Origin of the sequence: Halomonas sp. SSL-5 (assembly GCF_030708455.1) — a bacterium.
Taxonomy (GTDB): Bacteria; Pseudomonadota; Gammaproteobacteria; order Pseudomonadales; family Halomonadaceae; genus Halomonas.
On the sequence record NZ_JAUYWF010000006.1, the window covers coordinates 60793 to 80518 of the forward strand.

Annotated in this window: 15 protein-coding genes; 8 read left to right on the forward strand and 7 right to left on the reverse strand. The window is 66.5% G+C overall.

Features of this window, described 5'->3' with window-relative positions; all coding sequences use genetic code 11:
• The first annotated feature begins 18 nt into the window (after positions 1-18).
• From RAN53_RS08455 to RAN53_RS08470, 4 genes are all read left to right on the forward strand, one after another.
• Positions 19-1374, forward strand: coding sequence for a cbb3-type cytochrome c oxidase subunit I (locus RAN53_RS08455; protein ID WP_305796375.1), 1356 nt, complete (start codon positions 19-21; stop codon positions 1372-1374).
• A gap of 55 nt (positions 1375-1429) precedes the next feature.
• The gene (locus tag RAN53_RS08460) at positions 1430-2242 is read left to right on the forward strand and encodes a CbbQ/NirQ/NorQ/GpvN family protein (RefSeq protein WP_305796376.1); all 813 of its coding nucleotides are present in this window, start codon (positions 1430-1432) and stop codon (positions 2240-2242) included.
• Positions 2243-2330: 88 nt separating this feature from the next.
• On the forward strand, positions 2331-4277 hold the full coding sequence (locus RAN53_RS08465) for a nitric oxide reductase activation protein NorD (protein WP_305796377.1): 1947 nt from the start codon (positions 2331-2333) through the stop codon (positions 4275-4277).
• Positions 4278-4326: 49 nt separating this feature from the next.
• Positions 4327-4545, forward strand: a complete 219-nt coding sequence (locus tag RAN53_RS08470; RefSeq protein WP_305796378.1) for a hypothetical protein — start codon at positions 4327-4329, stop codon at positions 4543-4545.
• A gap of 96 nt (positions 4546-4641) precedes the next feature.
• Here RAN53_RS08470 and RAN53_RS08475 read toward each other — a convergent pair whose 3' ends face one another.
• The 7 genes from RAN53_RS08475 to RAN53_RS08505 all read right to left on the reverse strand — a co-directional run bounded on the left by RAN53_RS08475 (position 4642) and on the right by RAN53_RS08505 (position 11947).
• Complete coding sequence (locus tag RAN53_RS08475; RefSeq protein ID WP_305796379.1) at positions 4642-4932, reverse strand: hypothetical protein; 291 nt, start codon at positions 4930-4932, stop codon at positions 4642-4644.
• A gap of 51 nt (positions 4933-4983) precedes the next feature.
• Positions 4984-5553 (reverse strand): cytochrome c oxidase subunit 3 family protein, encoded by a 570-nt coding sequence (locus RAN53_RS08480; protein ID WP_305796380.1) that lies wholly within the window; start codon positions 5551-5553, stop codon positions 4984-4986.
• On the reverse strand, positions 5550-6011 hold the full coding sequence (locus RAN53_RS08485) for a DUF4870 family protein (RefSeq protein WP_305796381.1): 462 nt from the start codon (positions 6009-6011) through the stop codon (positions 5550-5552). Before RAN53_RS08485 ends, RAN53_RS08480 begins: the two co-directional genes overlap by 4 nt.
• Before the next feature lie 102 nt (positions 6012-6113).
• Positions 6114-7427, reverse strand: a complete 1314-nt coding sequence (locus RAN53_RS08490; RefSeq protein WP_305796382.1) for an MFS transporter — start codon at positions 7425-7427, stop codon at positions 6114-6116.
• Positions 7428-7472: 45 nt separating this feature from the next.
• Positions 7473-9065 carry an MFS transporter gene (locus RAN53_RS08495; RefSeq protein WP_305796383.1) on the reverse strand — a complete coding sequence of 531 codons (1593 nt, stop codon included), beginning with the start codon at positions 9063-9065 and terminating at the stop codon, positions 7473-7475.
• Positions 9066-9356: 291 nt separating this feature from the next.
• Entirely contained in the window at positions 9357-10022 is a 666-nt protein-coding gene (narL, locus tag RAN53_RS08500) for a two-component system response regulator NarL (RefSeq protein ID WP_305796384.1), read from the reverse strand.
• Complete coding sequence (locus RAN53_RS08505) at positions 10019-11947, reverse strand: histidine kinase (protein WP_305796385.1); 1929 nt, start codon at positions 11945-11947, stop codon at positions 10019-10021. Before RAN53_RS08505 ends, narL begins: the two co-directional genes overlap by 4 nt.
• A 157-nt stretch (positions 11948-12104) precedes the next feature.
• On the opposite strand from RAN53_RS08505, the gene RAN53_RS08510 reads away from it, so the two are divergent.
• The 4 genes from RAN53_RS08510 (at position 12105) to narJ (ending at position 19722) form a co-directional block, all read left to right on the forward strand.
• Positions 12105-13382, forward strand: coding sequence for an MFS transporter (locus tag RAN53_RS08510; protein WP_305796386.1), 1278 nt, complete (start codon positions 12105-12107; stop codon positions 13380-13382).
• A 208-nt stretch (positions 13383-13590) separates the two neighbouring features.
• Complete coding sequence (locus RAN53_RS08515; protein WP_305796387.1) at positions 13591-17373, forward strand: nitrate reductase subunit alpha; 3783 nt, start codon at positions 13591-13593, stop codon at positions 17371-17373.
• On the forward strand, positions 17370-18944 hold the full coding sequence (gene narH / locus RAN53_RS08520; RefSeq protein ID WP_305796388.1) for a nitrate reductase subunit beta: 1575 nt from the start codon (positions 17370-17372) through the stop codon (positions 18942-18944). Before RAN53_RS08515 ends, narH begins: the two co-directional genes overlap by 4 nt.
• Positions 18937-19722, forward strand: coding sequence for a nitrate reductase molybdenum cofactor assembly chaperone (gene narJ / locus RAN53_RS08525; protein ID WP_414842970.1), 786 nt, complete (start codon positions 18937-18939; stop codon positions 19720-19722). The genes narH and narJ overlap by 8 nt, the downstream gene beginning before the upstream one ends.
• The last annotated feature ends 4 nt before the right edge of the window (positions 19723-19726 follow it).

Consider the following 19726-nt stretch of genomic DNA (forward strand, 5'->3'; position numbering starts at 1 on the left):
TCAAGGAGAACGACACCGATGAAATATGAAACCCAGAAGGTGGCATTGCCATTCTTCATGGTGGCCATGGCGCTATTCGCGCTGCAGATCGTCTTCGGGCTGTTGGCCGCCTCTGTCTATGTATGGCCGAATTTCATGGCCGAGCTGATGCCCTTCAACATCATGCGGGTCAGCCATACCAACCTGCTGATCGTGTGGCTGCTGATCGGCTTCATGGGCGCCACCTACTACCTGATGCCGGAAGAGGCCGAGCGCGAGATCCACAGCCCCACCATCGCCTATATCCAGCTGGCGATCTTCGCCTTCGCCGGTGCCGCGGCACTGGTCGGCTACCAGTTCGGGATCCACGAGGGCCGCGAGTTCCTCGAGCAGCCGTTCTGGGTCAAGGTACTGATCACCATCTCCTTCCTGATGTTCCTGTTCAACACCAGCATGACCCTGCTCAAGGGGCGGCGTACCGCCATCAACCTGGTGCTGATGCTGGGCCTGTGGCTGGCCGCGGTATTCTGGCTGTTCGCCTTCTACAACCCCTCCAACCTCGCCGTGGACAAGCTCTACTGGTGGTGGGTGGTGCACCTCTGGGTCGAGGGCGTGTGGGAGCTGATCATGGCCTCCCTGCTCGGCTACCTGCTGATCAAGATGACCGGCGTCGACCGCGAGGTGATCGAGAAGTGGCTCTATATCATCGTCGGCCTGTCGCTGTTCTCCGGCCTGCTGGGTACCGGTCACCACTACTACTGGATCGGTGCGCCGAGCTACTGGCAGCCCATCGGCAGCATCTTCTCCACCCTGGAGGTGATCCCCTTCTTCGCCATGGTGGTGTTCGCCTTCACCATGTTCTGGAAGGGCAGCCGTAACCACCCCAACAAGGCCGCCATGCTGTGGGCGCTCGGTTGCCCGACCGTGGCCTTCTTCGGCGCCGGCGTATGGGGCTTCATGCACACCCTGCACTGGGTCAACTACTACAGCCACGGCACCCAGGTCACCGCGGCCCACGGCCACCTGGCCTTCTACGGGGCCTACGTGATGCTGATGCTGGGCATCATCAGCTTCGCCATGCCGCAGCTGCGCCGCGTGCAGCCCTATAACCAGGTGATGAACATGTGGGGCTTCTGGATCGTGACCGGCGCCATGTGCTTCATGACCTTCACGCTGACCTTCGCCGGCGTCGTCCAGACCCACCTGCAGCGCGTGCTGGGCATGAACTTCATGGAGGTGCAGGACCAGCTGGTGCTGTTCTACGGCATGCGCCTGGGCTCCGGCATCGCCGTGGCCATCGGCAGCTGCCTGCTGCTCTACGCCTTCTTCGGCCCTGCCCGTGAGCAGGTACCCGCAGGCGGGACACAGTTGACCGCTGGCGCCGATCGCGCCTGATCACCCGAGGGCCCCGGCAGGGGCCCTCTTCGATTGACCCACACGGAGTTTCGCCATGACCCTCTCCCCCGCGACGGCGCAGCCCGCCGACCAGGAGATTCCCTACTACGACAGCGTGGGCAACGAGTGCGCGATGTTCGAGCATGCCTACGAGCAGCGCCTGCCGCTGCTGCTCAAGGGCCCCACCGGCTGCGGCAAGACCCGCTTCGTCAGCCATATGGCCGCCAAGCTGGGCAAGCCGCTGTTCACCGTCTCCTGTCACGATGATCTCACCGCCGCCGACCTGACCGGCCGCTACCTGCTGCAGGGCGGCGAGACCCGCTGGGTCGACGGCCCGCTGACCCGCGCGGTGCGCGAGGGCGGCATCTGTTACCTCGACGAGGTGGTCGAGGCGCGCAAGGATGTCACCGTGGTGCTGCACCCGCTGACCGACGACCGCCGCCTGCTGCCGCTGGAGCGCACCGGCGAGCTGCTCGAGGCGCCGGACGACTTCATGCTGGTGGTCTCCTACAACCCCGGCTACCAGCACATCCTCAAGTCACTGAAGCCCAGTACCCGCCAGCGCTTCGTGGCGATGTCCTTCGATTTTCCGCCGCCCAGGGTGGAGCGCGATATCGTCGCCCGCGAGAGCGGCCTCGATCCCGAGCGCTGCAGTGCACTGGTGAACCTGGCGGCCAGCCTGCGTGCCATGAAGGGACAGGACCTGGAGGAGGGCGTCTCCACCCGCCTGTTGGTCTACTGCGCCACCCTGATCCAGGCCGGCATGCCGATCCGCGATGCCGCCCGCGCCACCCTGGTGGAGCCGCTCTCCGACGACGCCGATGTCCAGGAGGGGCTGATGGAGGCCATCCAGGCCACCTTCGGTTGATGAGATATTTCTTGAAGGAAGGGGCGCCGGGGGCAAGCCGAAGAGGAGGTCCCCGAATTAGCCCCTTTCGATACCCGGGAGCTTGATCATGCTGGACTTTCTTGAGGTCGAGGAGACCGTCGGCCGTTTCTGGCACCGCTGGGCCTCCGGGGCGGCGAGCTACCCCGATCACCCCGAGGCGGCGGTCAGCCTGGAGAGCCTGCGCCCCATGCTGGGCGTGTTCTTCCGCGCCGGCGGTGGCGAGCAGGGCATCGAGGTAGCGGCCATCGCCCGGCGTGCCTCGGCTCACCGGCTGAGCCTGCGTCAGCGCCTGGGCCTCGACGAGGAGGCCCTCGACCAGGCGCGCCGCGACGAGGAGAACCTGCTGCTGCCGCCGCGCCTGGCGCTGTTCCCCGAGGCCTCCCTCAACCGCGACCTCTATCTGTGGCTGACCGCCTACCTGGCCGAGGCACGTCCGCTGACATATCCCCAGGATCCCCTGCAGGCCGACCTGGCGCGGCTGCGCGAGGCACGCCGCACCGCCCGTGCCGCCCTGGCCCGTTTTCCCGGCCTCGCCGAGCGCTATGTAAGGCTGTGCGGCGAGCTGCTGGCCATCCGGCCACAGCGTAAGCGCCTGCCGCCCAGGGAGGCGGCCCTGGAGGTCGCGCTATGCGCCGAGCTGGGTGCTCCCGACCCCGAGGAGGCCTGGGCCCTGGCCATGCAGCGCGCCATCCGCGAGAGCGATTTTCCGCTGGAGGAGTTCCGCGCCCCACGCGGCTACCGCCCGCCGCTGCCGGTGCCGCTGTGGGGGCAGGCGGTCACCCTGGGCACCCGCGACGGCGCCCGCGAGCAGAGCGTGGACGATGACGAGGAGCTGGCCAGCGCCGCCGCCTCGGCCGACGATGACCACGGCAAGCGCCAGGCCGATCGCCGCGAGCAGGACCAGGCCGATCGTGACGACCCGCTGATGCTCAACAACATGGAGAAGATGCTCTCCTGGGCGGAGATGGTGAACCTCAATCGCCATGTGGATGACGAGGAAGAGGAGGAGGCACGCCAGGCGGCCGATCAGATGGACGAGATCGTGCTCAGCTCCAACCGCAAGAAGGCCTCCTCCCGGCTCAAGCTCGACCTCGACCTGGCCCCCGACGAGGCCGTTGGCGACCGCCTCAAAGGCAAGCATCTCTATCCCGAATGGAACCACCGCAAGCAGGCCTACCTGCCCGACCACTGCGTGGTGCTCAGCGACGTGCAGAGCGAGGAGGGGGAAGACTGGGCCCCCGACGAGGCGACCCGGCGGCGCATCCGCCGCGTGCGTCGTGAATTCGAGGCGCTGCGCCCGCGCCGCGAGATCCTGCGTGGCCAGCTGGATGGCAGCGAGCTCGACATGGACGCGGTGATCCGCTCGCGCTGCGACCTGGCCGCCACCGGCGAGGCCAGCGATCGCCTCTACATGGCCAGCCGCACCCAGGCCCGCGACCTGGCGGTATCGATCCTGGTGGATGTCTCGCTCTCCACCGAGGCGTGGCTCCAGGACCGTCGCGTGCTCGACGTGGCCAAGGAGGCGCTGCTGGTGCTGGGCCATGGCCTGGCCGGCTGTGGCGACGACTATTCGATCCACAGCTTCACCTCCCAGCGCCGCCACAAGGTGTGGGTCAACACCCTGAAGGCGTTCGACGAGCCCATGGGGGACCGGGTCACGCGGCGCATCTCGGCGCTGCGTCCCGGCAGCTACACCCGCATGGGGCCGGCAATCCGCCACCTGACGAAGCAATTGAGCGAACGCCCCAATCGGCACCGGCTGCTGCTGATGCTCACCGACGGCAAGCCCAACGACAACGACTACTACGAGGGGCGCTACGGCATCGAGGACACCCGCAAGGCGGTGCTCGAGGCGCGGCGTCAGGAGGTGCGGGTGTTCGGGGTGACCATCGACCGCGAGGCGGGGCAGTATATCCCCCACCTGTTCGGTCGCGGCGGCTACGCCATCGTGCAGCGCCCGGAGCACCTGTCGCTGGCCCTGCCGGGCATCTACCGCCAGATCATCGCCACCTGAGCCCTTTCCATTCCCACTCGCCAGTCGAACCGTCGCCGAGGAGCGCGCCATGACCCTTCGAACCCGACTGATCCTTGCCGTGGCGGCCTGGTGCCTGGTCGCCGTGGCGCTGGTGCTGCCGCTGGTGTGGCTGATCAACAACCGCGACTGGGGCATCGGCCTGATGCTGCTGACCCCGTTCCTGGTCTATGCCCTGATGCGCCTGGGCCGCGCCCTGGAGAACTGGGCCCGGGCGAGTACGCCACCCGATCACCCGCAGCGGCGCTAGCCATCCCTCCGGATCCAGAGCCACACGACGATGAAGGGCCTGCCAATGCAGGCCCTTCGGCATTGTGGGCTGCGAGTGTCAGGCGGGCGGTGCGTGTCAGGTCAGCCGCGCCACCAGGTAGCCGGCGCCGATCAGTGTCAGGGTCAGCGCCACCAGGCCCACGAAGGCGCCCTTCCAGGCCGGGGTGGCCATGCGCAGGTTGAGATAGACCATCAGCAAGCGCTGAGCCTTGAAGCCGGTAGCCAGGATCACCAGGGCCGCCGACCATAGCGGCAGCGCCTGCCAGTCGTTGGCGTCGAAGAGCGCCGAAACCATGGAGACCAGGGTCAGTCCCATCAGGATCGCCCAGGTGGTCAACAGGCGGCGGGTGCCGGGCAGTGATGTCATGACAGCCTCCGTGTCAGCGCAGAAGGGAGCCCTCAGTGCAGTAGGGAGCCCTCAGCGCAATAAATAGAGCAGCGGATAGAGCAGGATCCAGATGAGGTCGACCATGTGCCAGAAGGCGGCGGCGGTCTCCACGTTCGCAAGGCTGGTGCGCCAGCTGACCAGGCCCAGCAGCGCCAGGCCGAACAGCACATGGGCGAAATGGAAGGCGGTCAGGCCGTAGTAGAAACCGAAGAAGGTGTTGGTATCCGGAGTGATCCCCACGGCGAACTTGCTCGAATACTCGACCACCTTGATCACCCCGAACAGCACGCCCAGCCCCATGGCGGCGGCCAGCCACTGGCGGGTACGGCGGATGCGCTCCGCGGCGCTGGCTTCCAGGGCCAGCGCCACGCACAGGCCGCTGGTCAGCAGCACCAGGGTATTGAGCCCGCCCATCAGCGGGTCGAGATGCTGCTGGGAGGCGTCGAACAGCGCCACCTGGGCGGCGCGTTCGGCGGCATAGAGGGCGAAGAACGCCATGAACACCAGCAACTCGCTGAGGATCAGCACCCACATCAGCGGGTTGCCGGGCAGGGCGGAGAGCGGTCCCCAGCCGGGGTTGGGAAGCTCGTGTGCCCTCATGCGTCGGTGATAGTCACCCGGGCGCCGCCGAAGGCCAGGCTGCGCGGGTTGTCTATCGGGCGGTTGGAGGTCAGCCGGGCGATGCCCACGGCGCAGCGGCCCACCATCCAGATCATGCAGGCGGTGAAGTAGAGGTAGCCCATGGCCCAGGGCGCCATGGGCGGGATGCCGGCCAGCCCCAGCAGCTGCCAGGTAGCGATGAAGGCGGCACCGCCCAGCACGCCCAGCCAGAAGGTGCGGATCTGGAACTGCAGGTGGCTCTGTACCCAGGGCTCGGCGCCGGGGCGCTTGAAGTGGGCGATCAGCACGGCGATGGGGGCGGTGATGACCGCCAGCACGCTGCCCAGGAAGAGCATGTAGACGATGATGGCGGCACCGCGTCCGCGGGACTGCTTGCCGGGATGCGCGTCGTCGACGTGGTCGCCGGAAGCGGCGGGGAAGGCCTGAGGGGTGGACATGACGGGTCCTCGCTTGACAGGCGACCGGCCCTGGCGGGCCGGCCTAAGATGTATTCAGGATGCTACTATAGCGCGAGACCTTGCGGAAAGCCTTGGCCTGGATCAACTCTCGGCCGGCCTGGTTTCGGCGGGATGGGTTTGGGTGGGCCGGGTCTCGGCGGGCTTGCCCGGGTGCTTCTCGTCGCGGGTCAGCATCGGCACGCGACGCTCGGTCCACCACATCCAGATGATCGAGACCAGGGTCACGCCGAAGCAGAGCATCCACACGGTGGTGGCCACGCCGGTGATATCCACCAGGGCGCCGAACATGATCGGCAGCAGGAAGCCGCCGATACCGCCGGCCAGGCCGACGATGCCGGAGACCAGGCCGAGGTTCTCGTGGTACTCGTTGGAGAGGTACTTGAACACCGAGGCCTTGCCGATGCCCCAGGCGATGCCCACCACGAACAGCGCGGTGGTGAACAGCCACACCGGGATGCCGAAGCCGAACTCCACCACCCCTGCGCCACCGGCACCGGCCACGCGGTACTGGGTCTCGGGATAGGACATGATGAACAGGGCGATCAGGCTGGCCCACAGGCAGGTCCAGGTGACGGTGTGGGCACCGAAGCGGTCGGAGAGCCAGCCGCCGAAGGCGCGGATCACCCCGGAGGGCAGCACGAAGATGGTGGCGATCAGCGCAGCGACCTGGATGCCGAAGCCGTATTCGCCCATGTAGTAGCGGGTCAGCCACAGCGAGACGCCGACATAGCCGCCGAACACCACCGAGTAGTACTGGCAGTACTTCCACACCCTGGGGTCGTTGAGGACCTTGAGCTGGTCGCGCAGCGAGACGCTGCTGGCGGTGCGGTGGGCGGGGTTGGAGTAGGTGAAGAACCAGAACAGCACCGCGGTGACCAGCATGATGCCGGCGTAGATGTTGGGCACGGCCTGCCAGCCCAGCACCACGATCACGGTCGGGGCGATGAACTTGGTTACCGCGGCCCCGGCGTTGCCGGCACCGAAGATCCCCATGGCCAGGCCCTGGCGGTCCTTCTCGAACCACTTGGCGGTGTAGGTGATGCCCACCGAGAAGGAGCCGCCGGCCAGGCCGACGAAGGCGCCCAGCACCAGCAGCTGCCAGTACGCGGTGGCGAACTGCACCAGCCAGATGGCCGGCACGATGAGCAGCAGGATGATGAAGAACACCGGCCGGCCGCCGAAGCGGTCGGTCATCGAGCCCAGTGGCAGCCGCGACAGGGCGCCGGTGAGGATGGGCACCGCGGTGAGAATGCCGAACTGGGTGCCGTTGAGGTCGAGCTGCTCGGCGATCGGCACGCCGATCTCGCCGAACATCGTCCATACCATGAAGCACATGGTGAAGGCGAAGGTGTTGGCCACCAGCACCGAGGTTTGCTTGAAGCGTTCAGAGGCCATGGGACCCTCCGAGTCTGCCGGTTGAATGGATGGTGTCAGGATATGTCAGGGATTCTTCACGTAGGCGTTCTTGCGCAGGTAGAACCACCAGTTGACCACCAGGCAGACGGCGTAGAAGACCGCGAAGCCGTACATGGCGAGTTCCGGGGTGCCGGCCTTGATCTGTTCGCCCATCACCCGCGGGGCGATGAAGGAGCCGTAGGCGGCGACCGCCGAGGTCCAGCCCAGCGCCGGGCCCTTCTGCTGGGGATCGAAGATGAAGCCGATGCTGCGGAAGGTGGAGCCGTTGCCGATGCCGCTGGCGGCGAACAGCAGGATGAACAGCGCCAGGAACATCCAGAAGTACTGGTTGGGATCGGTGGCGTTGTAGGCCAGCATCATCACGTAGCCGGCACCTACGGAGCCCACCACCATGATGGCGGTGATCACCTGGGTGACGATGGAGCCGCCCAGCTTGTCGGAGATCCAGCCGCCCACTGGGCGGATCAGGGCACCGACGAAGGGTCCCATCCAGGCCCAGGTGAGGGCGCTGGGGGCGTCGGGGTTGGCGACGCGGGTCATGCTTCCGTCGGCGGCGACCTCCATCATGTTGCCGAAGATCACCGAGATGGAGAGCGGCAGGGCCGCGGAGAAGCCGATGAAGGAGCCGAAGGTGGCGATGTAGAGCACGGTCATCGACCAGGTGTGCTTGTTGGAGAAGATCTCGAACTGCTTCTTGATGGCGGGCTTGATATCACCGGGGATCAGGCGCAGCAGCACCACGGTGAGCACGATGGTCAGTGGCAGGGCGAGCCACATGTTGAGAAAGCTCAGCGCCACCACGCCGACGATGGAGGTCACGATGCCGACTCCGTAGAGGCCCAGGATCTTGCCGAAGGCCTGCAGCGGCGTGCCCGGATTGGGCGTGATGGTGCGCAGGTTGTTCATGCCGAACCAGCCGGCGAAGGCCAACGGGATCAGGAACAGCATCCACACGAAGCCGGCGTTCTGGATCCAGGTCTGGGTGCCCGCCTCGATACGCCCGATCAGCGTGCCGCTGGCCTTCTGCAGCTCCATGGGGTCGCCGCCCAGGGCGCCGAACAGGCCCACGGTCATCACCAGCGGGATAAGGATCTGCATGGTGGTGACGCCGAAGTTGCCCAGCCCGGCGTTCATCCCCAGGGCGTAGCCCTGCTGCTTCTTGGGGAAGAAGTTGGAGATGTTACTCATCGAGTTGGCGAAGTTGCCGCCGCCGATGCCCGAGAGCAGTGCCAGGGCCTGGAACACCCAGAAGGGGGTTGCGGGGTTCATCAGCGCGATGCCGGTGCCCATGGCCGGGATCATCAGCAGCGCCGTGGTCAGGAAGATGGTGTTGCGCCCGCCGGCGATGCGGATCATGAAGGAGGCGGGGATGCGCAGGGTGGCGCCGGCGAGGCCGGCGATGGCGGTCAGGGTGAACAGCTGCTCCACCGTGAACGGGAAGCCCAGGTTCTGCATCTGGGTGGTGATCATGCCCCACATCAGCCACACGGCGAAACCGAGCAGCAGGCTGGGGATGGAGATCCACAGGTTGCGGTTGGCAACCTTCTTGCCCTCCGACTCCCAGAACTCCTCGTTCTCGACATCCCACTGTTCGATGTCGACATTCTTCCTGGTCATGACGTTTCCCCCTTGAGGTCTAGCGGTGCTCGCATCGGCCAGGATCGGGTTGATCGATATCAAGGCGCGCGAAGATGGAGGAAAGATACGCCGCGTGGGGGAATCGGGAAACGTGGCGAAAGGCTCGGCGACGGGCGGGCATACCTCCTGGGGGGTAGAGGGGGATGTCTTTCAGGTTGCTGTCTATAAAGGGTTATTCCGCTCGTGAGCGGGGAGGGAGGGGGCGCGTCGGCGCCCCGGGGGTATTTGGAGGTATCCACACAGAACCATCCACACAGAGCCGGGCCTCGGCTAGCGCTCGATGCCCTCCTGAACCGCCCACACCGCGGCCTCGACCCGCGAGCGCAGGTTGAGCTTCTTGAGCAGGTGCTTGACGTGCACCTTCACCGTGCCCTCGGTGATCTCGAGCTTGCGGGCGATCATCTTGTTGGAGAGCCCCGCGGCCAGCTCACGCAGGATCTCGCGCTCGCGCTGGGTCAGGCTGTGGATATCCGGCGCTGCCGGCTGACGGCGCTGGCTGCGCAGCGCCTCGGCGAGCAGTGCGGTGAGGCTCTCGCTGATCACCATGCGCCCCAGGGAGGCCTGGCGCAGCTGGCGCACCATCTCGTCGGGGTCCATGTCCTTGAGCAGGTAGCCGTCGGCGCCCGATTGCAGGGCGTTGACCACGTCCTCTTCATTGTCGGAGACCGTGAACATCACCACCCGGCCGGCGAAGCCACCGCTGCGCAGGCGCTTGAGCGTCTCGATGCCGTCCATCCCCGGCATGTTGAGGTCGAGCAGCACCATGTCGGGGTCGAGCTCCAGCGCCAGGCGGATGCCCTCCTCGGGCTCGCCGGCCTCGCCGGCGAGCAGCAGGTCATCCTCCAGCTCCAGCAGCTGGGAGACACCGCGACGCAGCAGGGGATGGTCGTCGATGATCAGGATGGTGGCGGGGTGCTCGGTCGTGGTGTCGGTCATCCTGGGCTCCTGTTGCCATGGGGGGGATCGGCCGCCGCGCCGGCAGCGGGGGCGATGCCGTCGGCGCTGGCCTGCTGGTGGATCAGGCGCGCGGTCTGGGGCGTGAAGGTCAGCTCGACCCGGGTGCCACCGCCGGGGCGATTGCCCAGCATCATGCGGCCACCCAGGGTCTCGGCGCGGTCGCGCATGATCACCAGGCCGTAGTGCATCGGTGGTGAGCTGTCGTCCGCAAGGCCCACGCCGTCGTCCTCGATGGCGACACGCACCCGCGCCGCCTGGAAGGCGATGGTAACGGCGGCCCAGTGGGCGTTGGCGTGCTTGAGGACGTTGGCCAACGCCTCGCGCACCACCTGCAGCACGTGGATCTCCTCGTTGGGGTTGAGCAGGTGGGGCGGCACGTCGACATCGAGCTCCACGGCGAAGCCCAGCCTATCGCCGAACTCCCTGGTGGTCTGGCGCAGGGCGCTGGCCAGCCCCGGCGCCTCGAGCTTGAGGCGGAAGGTGGTGAGCAGCTCGCGCAGCTGGCGGTAGGCGCTGTCGAGCCCGGTGCGCAGCTCATCGAACACCGCCGCCTGGCTCTCCTGCGTCGCTCCCTTGTGCTGCATGCGCTCCAGGCGCGCCACCTGCATCTTGAGATAGGAGAGCGACTGGGCCAGGGAGTCGTGCAGCTCACGGGCGATGATGGCGCGTTCGTTCATCAGCGTCACCTGTTGCTGCTCCTCGATGCGCCGCTGCAGGTAGACCGCGGTGGCCAGCTGGTCGGCCAGGGCGTTGAGCAGGCGGCGTACGCTATCGGAGAGCGGTTGGCTCCTGGGATGCCACACCTCGAGGGTGCCGAGCATCAGCTCGCCGACGCTCACCGGCAGCAGCAGGCACTCGCCCTGTTCGGTCTGCTCCAGCTTGAGCGGCTGGGGGTCGAGCAGGCAGGCGTGACAGTCGTGGTCGCGGCAGTACTCCGGACGACGCGGCGAGTGGGTGGCCAGAATCGGGATCTGGCGGTCATCAAAGGAGTCGTTGAGCGACAGCCGGAGCGGCCCCACCTCGAGCAGCTGCTCGAGGTGGCGCAGCATGGGGGCGGCACTGGCACACAGGTCGTTGCCACCGCCGTAGAGGGCGCGGCTGCCCTCGTGCATGACCTCCATGGCGCGGTTGCTGCGCTCGAGCTCCACCTTCTTGCGCGAGGCGCGCGCCTCCAGCTCGGCGTAGCTCTCCGCCAGCTCCGCGGCCATGCCGTCGAAGGTGCGCCCCAGCAGGGCGAGTTCATCGTTGCCGGTGAGATGCGTGCGGTAGGCGAAGTTGCGCTGGGCCGCCTCCCGGGCCAGTACCACCAGCTGGTGCAGCGGTGCCACCAGGTTGTGGCGGATATCGTAGAGGGCGATGGCCACCACCACCGCGGTCAGCGCCAGGAACAGGATCTGCAGGGCGCTGAGCAGGCGGAGCTTCGACTCGCTGTTCTGCTCGAGCAGGGTGACCATGGCGTCGATATCGCCGACCAGGCCGTCCAGGGTCTGGCGCATGGCGCCGACCTCCAGCCCACCGCCGTCGAGCGTGCGGGTGACCTGGGGGGCCAGGGCCTCGGCCCAGCGCTCCTGGAGCGTCCGGTGCCGCTCCCGCAGCGGGTGGTCCTCGGCCCCGGGCAGGGCGGCGGTCAGCGCGGGGCTGACCAGGCGCGTCTCGAAGTGGTCCATCAGCGCCACGACTCGCTCGCGCTGCGCCGGCTCGGGCTGCTGCTCGTAGCGCTGCAGGGCAGCGACGATCTGGTAGGTGTTCATGCGCAGCGAGCCGGCCATGTTGATGGCACCGGCGTCACCGCGACTGTCGTTGGCCACCGTCATGGTGACCACGATGCTGACCAGGGCCATGGCAGTGATGGCGAGCAGCGAGGCGATGATGCGTGCCACCAGGGAGCGTTGCAGCAGTTTCATAGGACTCGCGGGCTGTCGGGGGAGTGGCGCTGTGCAGGGTGCTGCCTGGAGTCTACTACACCCAAGGGGGTAGGGCGGATACCTCCACTGCCCCTTTGACCCCGGGGAGCGCCCTGCTGAGACTTTGACGGACACTCCACCGTTGCCTGGCCCCATGATGTCACTCCCGTCTGACCGCGATGCCGACGTCGTCGGCTACCGCCCGCTGGTGGTGGTGATGCTGTCGCCGCTGGCCTTCGCCCTGGTGTTCGCCAGCTGGACCATCTTCGCGGTGCTGGGGCTCGAGCTGAGCGACCAGCTGGACCTGGGCGAGCTCGGCTTCGCGCTACTGCTGGCCACGCCCATGGTGACCGGCGCACTGGCGGCGCTGCCCATGGCGGCCCTGGCCCGGCGTCATGGGGGGCGACGCGTGATGATCGCCTGCCTGCTGCTGATCTGTCCCTTCCTGTGGGCGGTGGCCCACTCCAGCAGCTACCCGCACTTCCTGCTCTCCGGCGCCGGTCTGGGGCTGGGGGCGGGGTCACTCGCGGCGGGGCTGGTCTATGTGGGGGAGCTCTGCCCGCGGCGTCACGCCGGGCTGGCCCTGGGCCTCTACGGCGCCGGCATGATGGGCGCCGGCCTCAGCTATCTGCTGCTGCCGCTGATCAGCCAGGCCTACGGCTGGCGCAGCGCCCCCATGCTCTATCTGCTGCCGGTACTGGCGGTGGCCGCCCTGCTGTGGCTATTCGCCGAGGATCCGGCCCCGGCTGCCGATGCCGACCCCGATGACGACGGCCTGGCCAGGGAGGCGCGCGTGGGGTGGCTGGCGGCCCTGCACCATTGGCGTCCCTGGCGTCTGGCGCTGGTCTACAGCTTCTTCTACGGCGCCTTCGTGGCCCTGTCGCTGTGGGTGCCTGCCTACCTCGGCGCTCAGTACGGCCTGGGGCTGCGCGATGCCGCCATGCTGGCGCTGCCCTTTCCGGTGGTGGTGGGCCTGGGCCAGGTGGCGGGGGGCGCCTGGAGCGATGCGCGTGACTTTCGCGCCCTGCGCTGGTGGGTCAGCGCCTGCGTGCTGGTGTGCCTGTTCCTGCTCTCCTACCCCCCCTTCACCATGCGGATCGAGGGGGTGGAGCGGGTGCTCACGCTGCGCTACACGGCGCCGCTGTGGGGCTTCCTGGCGCTGCTGGTGACCATGGGCCTGATCATGGGGGTCGGCCAGGGCAGCCTGATGCGCATGATCCACCGCGACCATGGCCCCAACCTGGCCCTGGTGGGCGGCCTCTCGCTGACCCTGGGCGGGCTGTTCGGCGCACTGCTGCCGGTGATGTTCGCCCTGGGCAACCTATGGGTGGGCATCCGCACCGCGGGGTTCATGTTCCTCTACGCCTCGCTGGTGGTGTGCATGCTGGTGATGGTCTGGGATCACGCCAGCGGGATAGGACGGATGAAGCCCTGATGACGGCTATCACCCTGGCGGCGTGGGGGGCCTATCCCCTTGGGGGTAGACCAGGGGTATATGGAGGTAACCGGGCAGTATTCGCGGCCGCCATCGCCCAGAATTGCCTGCATGTCACCGGCCCTGGTCCGCGCCGCGCGCATTCGACCAAGGCCGACCGGGTGGTCCGGCGGGGCCACGCATCTTTTCAGGAGCCTGGAGAGCGACCATGAGTCACTTCATCGATCGGCTGAACTTCTTCCGCAAGGCCCGCGAGCCTTTCGCCAACGACCACGGCGAGCTTCGCGACGAGTCTCGCGGCTGGGAAAACAGCTACCGTCAGCGCTGGCAGCACGACAAGGTCGTGCGCTCCACCCACGGGGTGAACTGCACCGGGTCGTGCAGCTGGAAGATCTACGTCAAGAACGGCCTGGTCACCTGGGAGACCCAGCAGACCGACTACCCGCGCACCCGGCCGGACCTGCCCAACCATGAGCCACGGGGCTGCCCGCGCGGTGCCAGCTACTCCTGGTACATGTACAGCGCCAACCGTCTCAAGTACCCCCTGATCAGGAAACCGCTGCTCAAGCTGTGGCGCGAGGCCCTCGAGGCGAAGGGGGATCCGGTCGATGCCTGGGCCTCCATCGTCGAGGACCCGGCCAAGGCCAAGCAGTACAAGCGTGCCCGCGGCATGGGGGGCTTCGTGCGCGGCAACTGGGACGAGCTCAACGAGCTGGTCGCGGCTTCCAACGTCTACACCGCCAAGCAGTATGGCCCCGACCGCATCATCGGCTTCTCGCCGATTCCCGCCATGTCCATGGTCAGCTATGCCGCAGGCAGCCGCTACCTGTCGCTGATCGGCGGCGTCTGCATGAGCTTCTACGACTTCTATTGCGACCTGCCGCCGGCATCGCCGATGACCTGGGGCGAGCAGACCGACGTGCCCGAGTCCGCCGACTGGTACAACTCCGGCTATATCATCGCCTGGGGCTCCAACGTGCCCCAGACCCGCACCCCGGATGCCCACTTCTTCACCGAGGTGCGTTACAAGGGCACCAAGACCGTCTCGATCACCCCGGACTATGCCGAGGTCTCCAAGCTTACCGACGAGTGGCTCTCCGCCAAGCAGGGCACCGATGCCGCCCTGGCGATGGCCATGGGCCACGTCATCCTCAAGGAGTTCCACCTCGACAAGCCCAGCAGCTACTTTACCGACTACGTGCGCCGCTACTCCGACATGCCGTTCCTGGTCGAGCTCGAGCCCCGCGAAGACGGCAGCTACGCGCCGGGACGTCAGCTGCGTGCCAGCGATTTCGAGGCAAGCCTCAGTCAGGAGAACAACCCGGAGTGGAAGACCGTCGCCTGGGACGAGACCCGCGACCAACTGGTGGTGCCGCGCGGCTCCATCGGCTTCCGCTGGGGCGAGACCGGTGATGAGGTCGGCAAGTGGAACCTCGAGCCCCTCGACGCCGAAGGCACCGAGATCAAGCCGCTGCTGAGCCTCGCCGAGCACCACGACAGCGTGGCCAGGGTCGCCTTCCCCTACTTCGGCGGCATCGAGCACGAGCACTTCGACCATGTGAAAGGCGAAGGCGCGGGGGCGGCGGATGACCTGCTGTTCCACAACCTGCCCGTCAAGAAAATGAAGAAGGCCGACGGCAGCGAGATGCTGGCGGTCACCGTGTTCGACCTGATGTGCGCCAACTACGGCATCGACCGCGGTTTCCGCGGCGATAGCGAAGATGACGGTGCCACGTCCTACGATCAGGTCCGCCCCTACACCCCGGCCTGGCAGGAGAAGATCACCGGTGTGCCGGCGGATCAGTGTGCGCGCATCGCCCGTGAGTTCGCCGACAACGCCGACAAGACCCAGGGGCGCAGCATGATCATCGTCGGTGCCGGCATGAACCACTGGTACCACATGGACATGAACTACCGCGGCCTGATCAACATGTTGGTCATGTGCGGCTGTATCGGTCAGAGCGGCGGCGGCTGGGCCCACTACGTGGGTCAGGAGAAGCTGCGCCCGCAGACCGGCTGGACCCCGCTGGCCTTCGGCCTCGACTGGCAGCGTCCGCCGCGTCACATGAACTCCACCTCCTTCTTCTACAACCACTCCTCCCAGTGGCGCTACGAGAAGCTCGAGATCAAGGAGATCCTCTCGCCGCTGGCCAAGGCCGAGGACTATCCGGGTAGCCTGATCGACTTCAACGTGCGCTCCGAGCGTATGGGCTGGCTGCCCTCCGCGCCGCAGCTCTCCACCAACCCGCTGCGACTGGCGAAGAAGGCCGAGGAAGCCGGGATGTCGACCAAGGACTACGCCGTTCAGCAGCTCAAGAGTGGCGAGCTCTCCTTCGCGGCGGAAGACCCGGACAATCCCCAGAACTTCCCGCGCAACATGTTCATCTGGCGCTCCAACCTGCTGGGCAGCTCCGGCAAGGGCCATGAGTACATGCTCAAGTACCTGCTCGGCACTCGCCACGGTATCCAGGGCAAGGACCTGGGTGAGGAAGGCGGCACCATACCCGAAGAGGTCAAGTGGCATGACGAGGCGCCCGAGGGCAAGCTCGACCTGCTGGTGACCCTGGACTTCCGCATGTCCACCACCTGCCTCTACTCGGACATCGTGTTTCCCACGGCGACCTGGTACGAGAAGAACGACCTCAACACGTCCGACATGCACCCCTTCATCCACCCGCTGACCGCAGCGACCGACCCGGCGTGGGAGTCACGCAGCGACTGGGACATCTACAAGGGCATTGCCAAGGCCTTCTCGAAGGCCTGCGTGGGGCACCTGGGCGAGGAGACCGACCTGGTCACCCTGCCGCACCAGCACGACTCCCCGGCGGAGCTTTCCCAGGTCGAGGTCAAGGACTGGAAGAAGGGCGAGTGCGAGCCGATCCCGGGCAAGACCATGCCGGCACTGATCGAGGTCAAGCGCAACTACCCCGAGACCTATGAGCGCTTCACCTCCGTGGGCCCGCTGCTCCAGAGCATCGGCAACGGCGGCAAGGGCATCAACTGGAACACCGAATCCGAGGTCGAACTGCTCGGCAAGCTCAACCACCGCAAGCTGGACGGGCCGCACAAGGGGCGTCCGCAGATCGAGAGTGCCGTGGATGCCGCCGAGATGATCCTGACCCTGGCGCCGGAGACCAACGGCCAGGTGGCGGTGAAGGCCTGGGACGCGCTTTCCAAGATCACCGGGCGGGATCACACCCACCTGGCGCATCCCAAGGAAGAGGAGAAGATCCGTTTCCGCGACATCGTTGCCCAGCCGCGCAAGATCATCTCCAGCCCGACCTGGTCCGGCCTCGAGGACGAGCACGTCTCCTACAACGCCGGCTATACCAACGTCCACGAGCTGATCCCGTGGCGCACCGTCAGCGGCCGCCAGCAGTTCTACCAGGATCACCCCTGGATGCGCGCCTTCGGCGAGAGCCTGCTGGCCTATCGGCCTCCCATCAATACCAAGGCGGCGCAGGGCTTCACGCTTCCGGCCGACAATGGCTACAAGACCAAGGCGCTGAACTTCATCACGCCGCACCAGAAGTGGGGGATCCACTCCACCTACAGTGAAAACCTGCTGATGCTGACCTTGTCACGCGGCGGCCCTATTGCCTGGCTGTCGGAAGACGATGCGCAGTCGATCGGCATTGAAGACAACGACTGGATCGAGCTCTACAACGCCAATGGTGCGATTACCGCCCGTGCCGTGGTCAGCCAGCGGGTCAAGAACGGCATGGTGATGATGTACCACGCCCAGGAACGCATCACCAATATCCCTGGCTCCGAGGTCAGCGGGACGCGTGGCGGGTTCCATAACTCGGTCACCCGCATCTGCCCCAAGCCGACTCACATGATCGGCGGCTACGCGCAGCTCTCCTACAGCTTCAACTACTACGGTACCGTCGGCTCCAACCGCGACGAATTCGTCCTGATTCGCAAGATGAAGAACATCGACTGGCTGGATGGCGAAGGCAATGACACCGTGCAGGAGGCCGTCAAATGAAGATTCGTTCGCAAGTAGGCATGGTCCTCAATCTCGACAAGTGCATCGGCTGTCACACCTGTTCGGTGACCTGCAAGAACGTCTGGACCAGTCGTGAAGGCGTCGAGTACGCCTGGTTCAACAACGTCGAGACCAAGCCCGGTATCGGTTATCCCAAGGAGTGGGAGAACCAGAAGAAGTGGAAGGGCGGCTGGTTGCGCCGCAAGGATGGCAAGATCGAGCCACGCATCGGTGGCAAGTGGCGAGTGCTGGCGAACATCTTCGCCAACCCCGATCTGCCGGAGATCGACGACTACTACGAGCCGTTCACCTTCGATTACCAACATCTGCACACCGCCAAGCAGGGTGAGCATCAGCCCACCGCGCGGCCGCGTTCGCTGATCTCCGGCGAGCGCATGAACAAGATCGAGTGGGGCCCGAACTGGGAGGAGATTCTCGGCACCGAGTTTGCCAAGCGGCGCAAGGACTCGAACTTCGAGAAGATCCAGGCCGATATCTACGGCCAGTTCGAGAACACCTTCATGATGTATCTGCCGCGGCTTTGCGAGCACTGCCTCAACCCGACCTGTGTGGCGTCGTGCCCGAGTGGCGCGATCTACAAGCGCGAGGAGGATGGCATCGTCCTGATCGATCAGGACAAGTGCCGCGGCTGGCGGATGTGCATCTCCGGCTGTCCCTACAAGAAGATCTACTACAACTGGAAGACCGGTAAGTCCGAGAAGTGCATCTTCTGCTATCCGCGCATCGAGGCCGGCCAGCCGACCATCTGTTCCGAGACCTGTGTGGGGCGGATCCGCTACCTCGGCGTGCTGCTCTACGATGCCGACCGCATCGAGGAAGTGGCCAGTTCGCCGGACGAGCGTGACCTCTATCACCGCCAGTGTGAGATCTTCCTGGACCCCAACGATCCTGAAGTCATCGCCCAGGCCAAGAAGGACGGCATCACCGACAACGTGATCGTCGCCGCCCAGGCCTCGCCGGTCTACAAGCTGGCCATGGACTGGGGCCTGGCACTGCCGCTGCACCCGGAATATCGCACCCTGCCGATGGTCTGGTACGTGCCGCCGCTGTCGCCGATCCAGTCCGCCGCCGAGGCCGGCAACGTCGAGTTCGACGGCGTGATGCCCAAGATCGAGTCGCTGCGCATTCCGGTCAAGTACCTGGCCAACATGCTGACCGCCGGCGAGGAGGCACCCGTGGTACTGGCGCTCAAGCGCCTGATGGCCATGCGCCTCTATATGCGCGGCAAGCACGTCGAGGGCAAGGCCGAGACCGAGGTGCTGGAGAGCGTGGGCCTCACCGAGGCCCAGGTGGAGTCCATGTACCGCTACCTGGCCATCGCCAACTACGAGGATCGCTTCGTGATCCCCACCAGCCACCGCGAGATGGCCACCGAGGCCTTCCCGGAGCGCGGCGGCTGCGGCTTCACCTTCGGCGACGGCTGCCATGGTGACAGCAGCCAGAGCCTCTTCGGGGGACGCAAGACCACCACCACCCTGGTCCAGCCGGTCGAGACCTTCGACCCCGCTGCACAGGGCAAGACCCAGAGCGAGGAGGTGCGCCATGGCTGAGGCAGCGATGCAATACCCCGTGGCGGAGCCCGACATGCTGAGTCTGCGTGTGCTGGCCCGACTGCTCGACTATCCCTCCGCGGAACTCCAGGCCGCCGCGCCGGAGCTGATCGAGATCATCAACGACGAGCGCCGGCTTCCGGCGGCGCTTCGCGCTCGCCTGATGGACTGGTGTCAGCGCCTGCTGGAGGCCGACCTGCTGGAACTGCAGTCCGAGTACGTGGCGCTGTTCGACAAGGGGCGCGCGACCTCGCTGCTGCTCTTCGAGCACGTTCACGGCGAGTCCCGTGATCGTGGCCAGGCGATGGTCGACCTGATGGCCGAATACCGCGCCGCGGGCTTCGAGCTCGATGCGCGTGAGCTGCCCGACTACCTGCCGATGTTCCTGGAGTACCTCTCGACCCGCCCGGAGGCCGATATCGGTCGCTGGCTGGGCGAGATCCGCCACATTCTGGCGTTGCTCAGTGCGCGCCTCGAGGAGCGTGAGGCCGACCATGCTCTGGTGCCGCTGGCGCTGCTGGCGCTGATCGGCGCCGAGGAAGACGTCGCGGCCCACCGCGACAGCGTCAAGGCGGAGGCGCCCGACGACACCCCCGAGGCGCTGGACGAGGTCTGGGAAGAGGAAGCGGTGCGCTTCAGTGCCGCCTCCGACGAGGACTGCGCACTGCAGTCCGCCGAGGGTCGCCGACTCGCCGAGCGCAAGCAGGCCGTGCCCAGCGACCCCGTCAGGATCATGCCCGGCAGCGGTCAGACCGACCGCACCGCGACCGATCGCTAAAGGA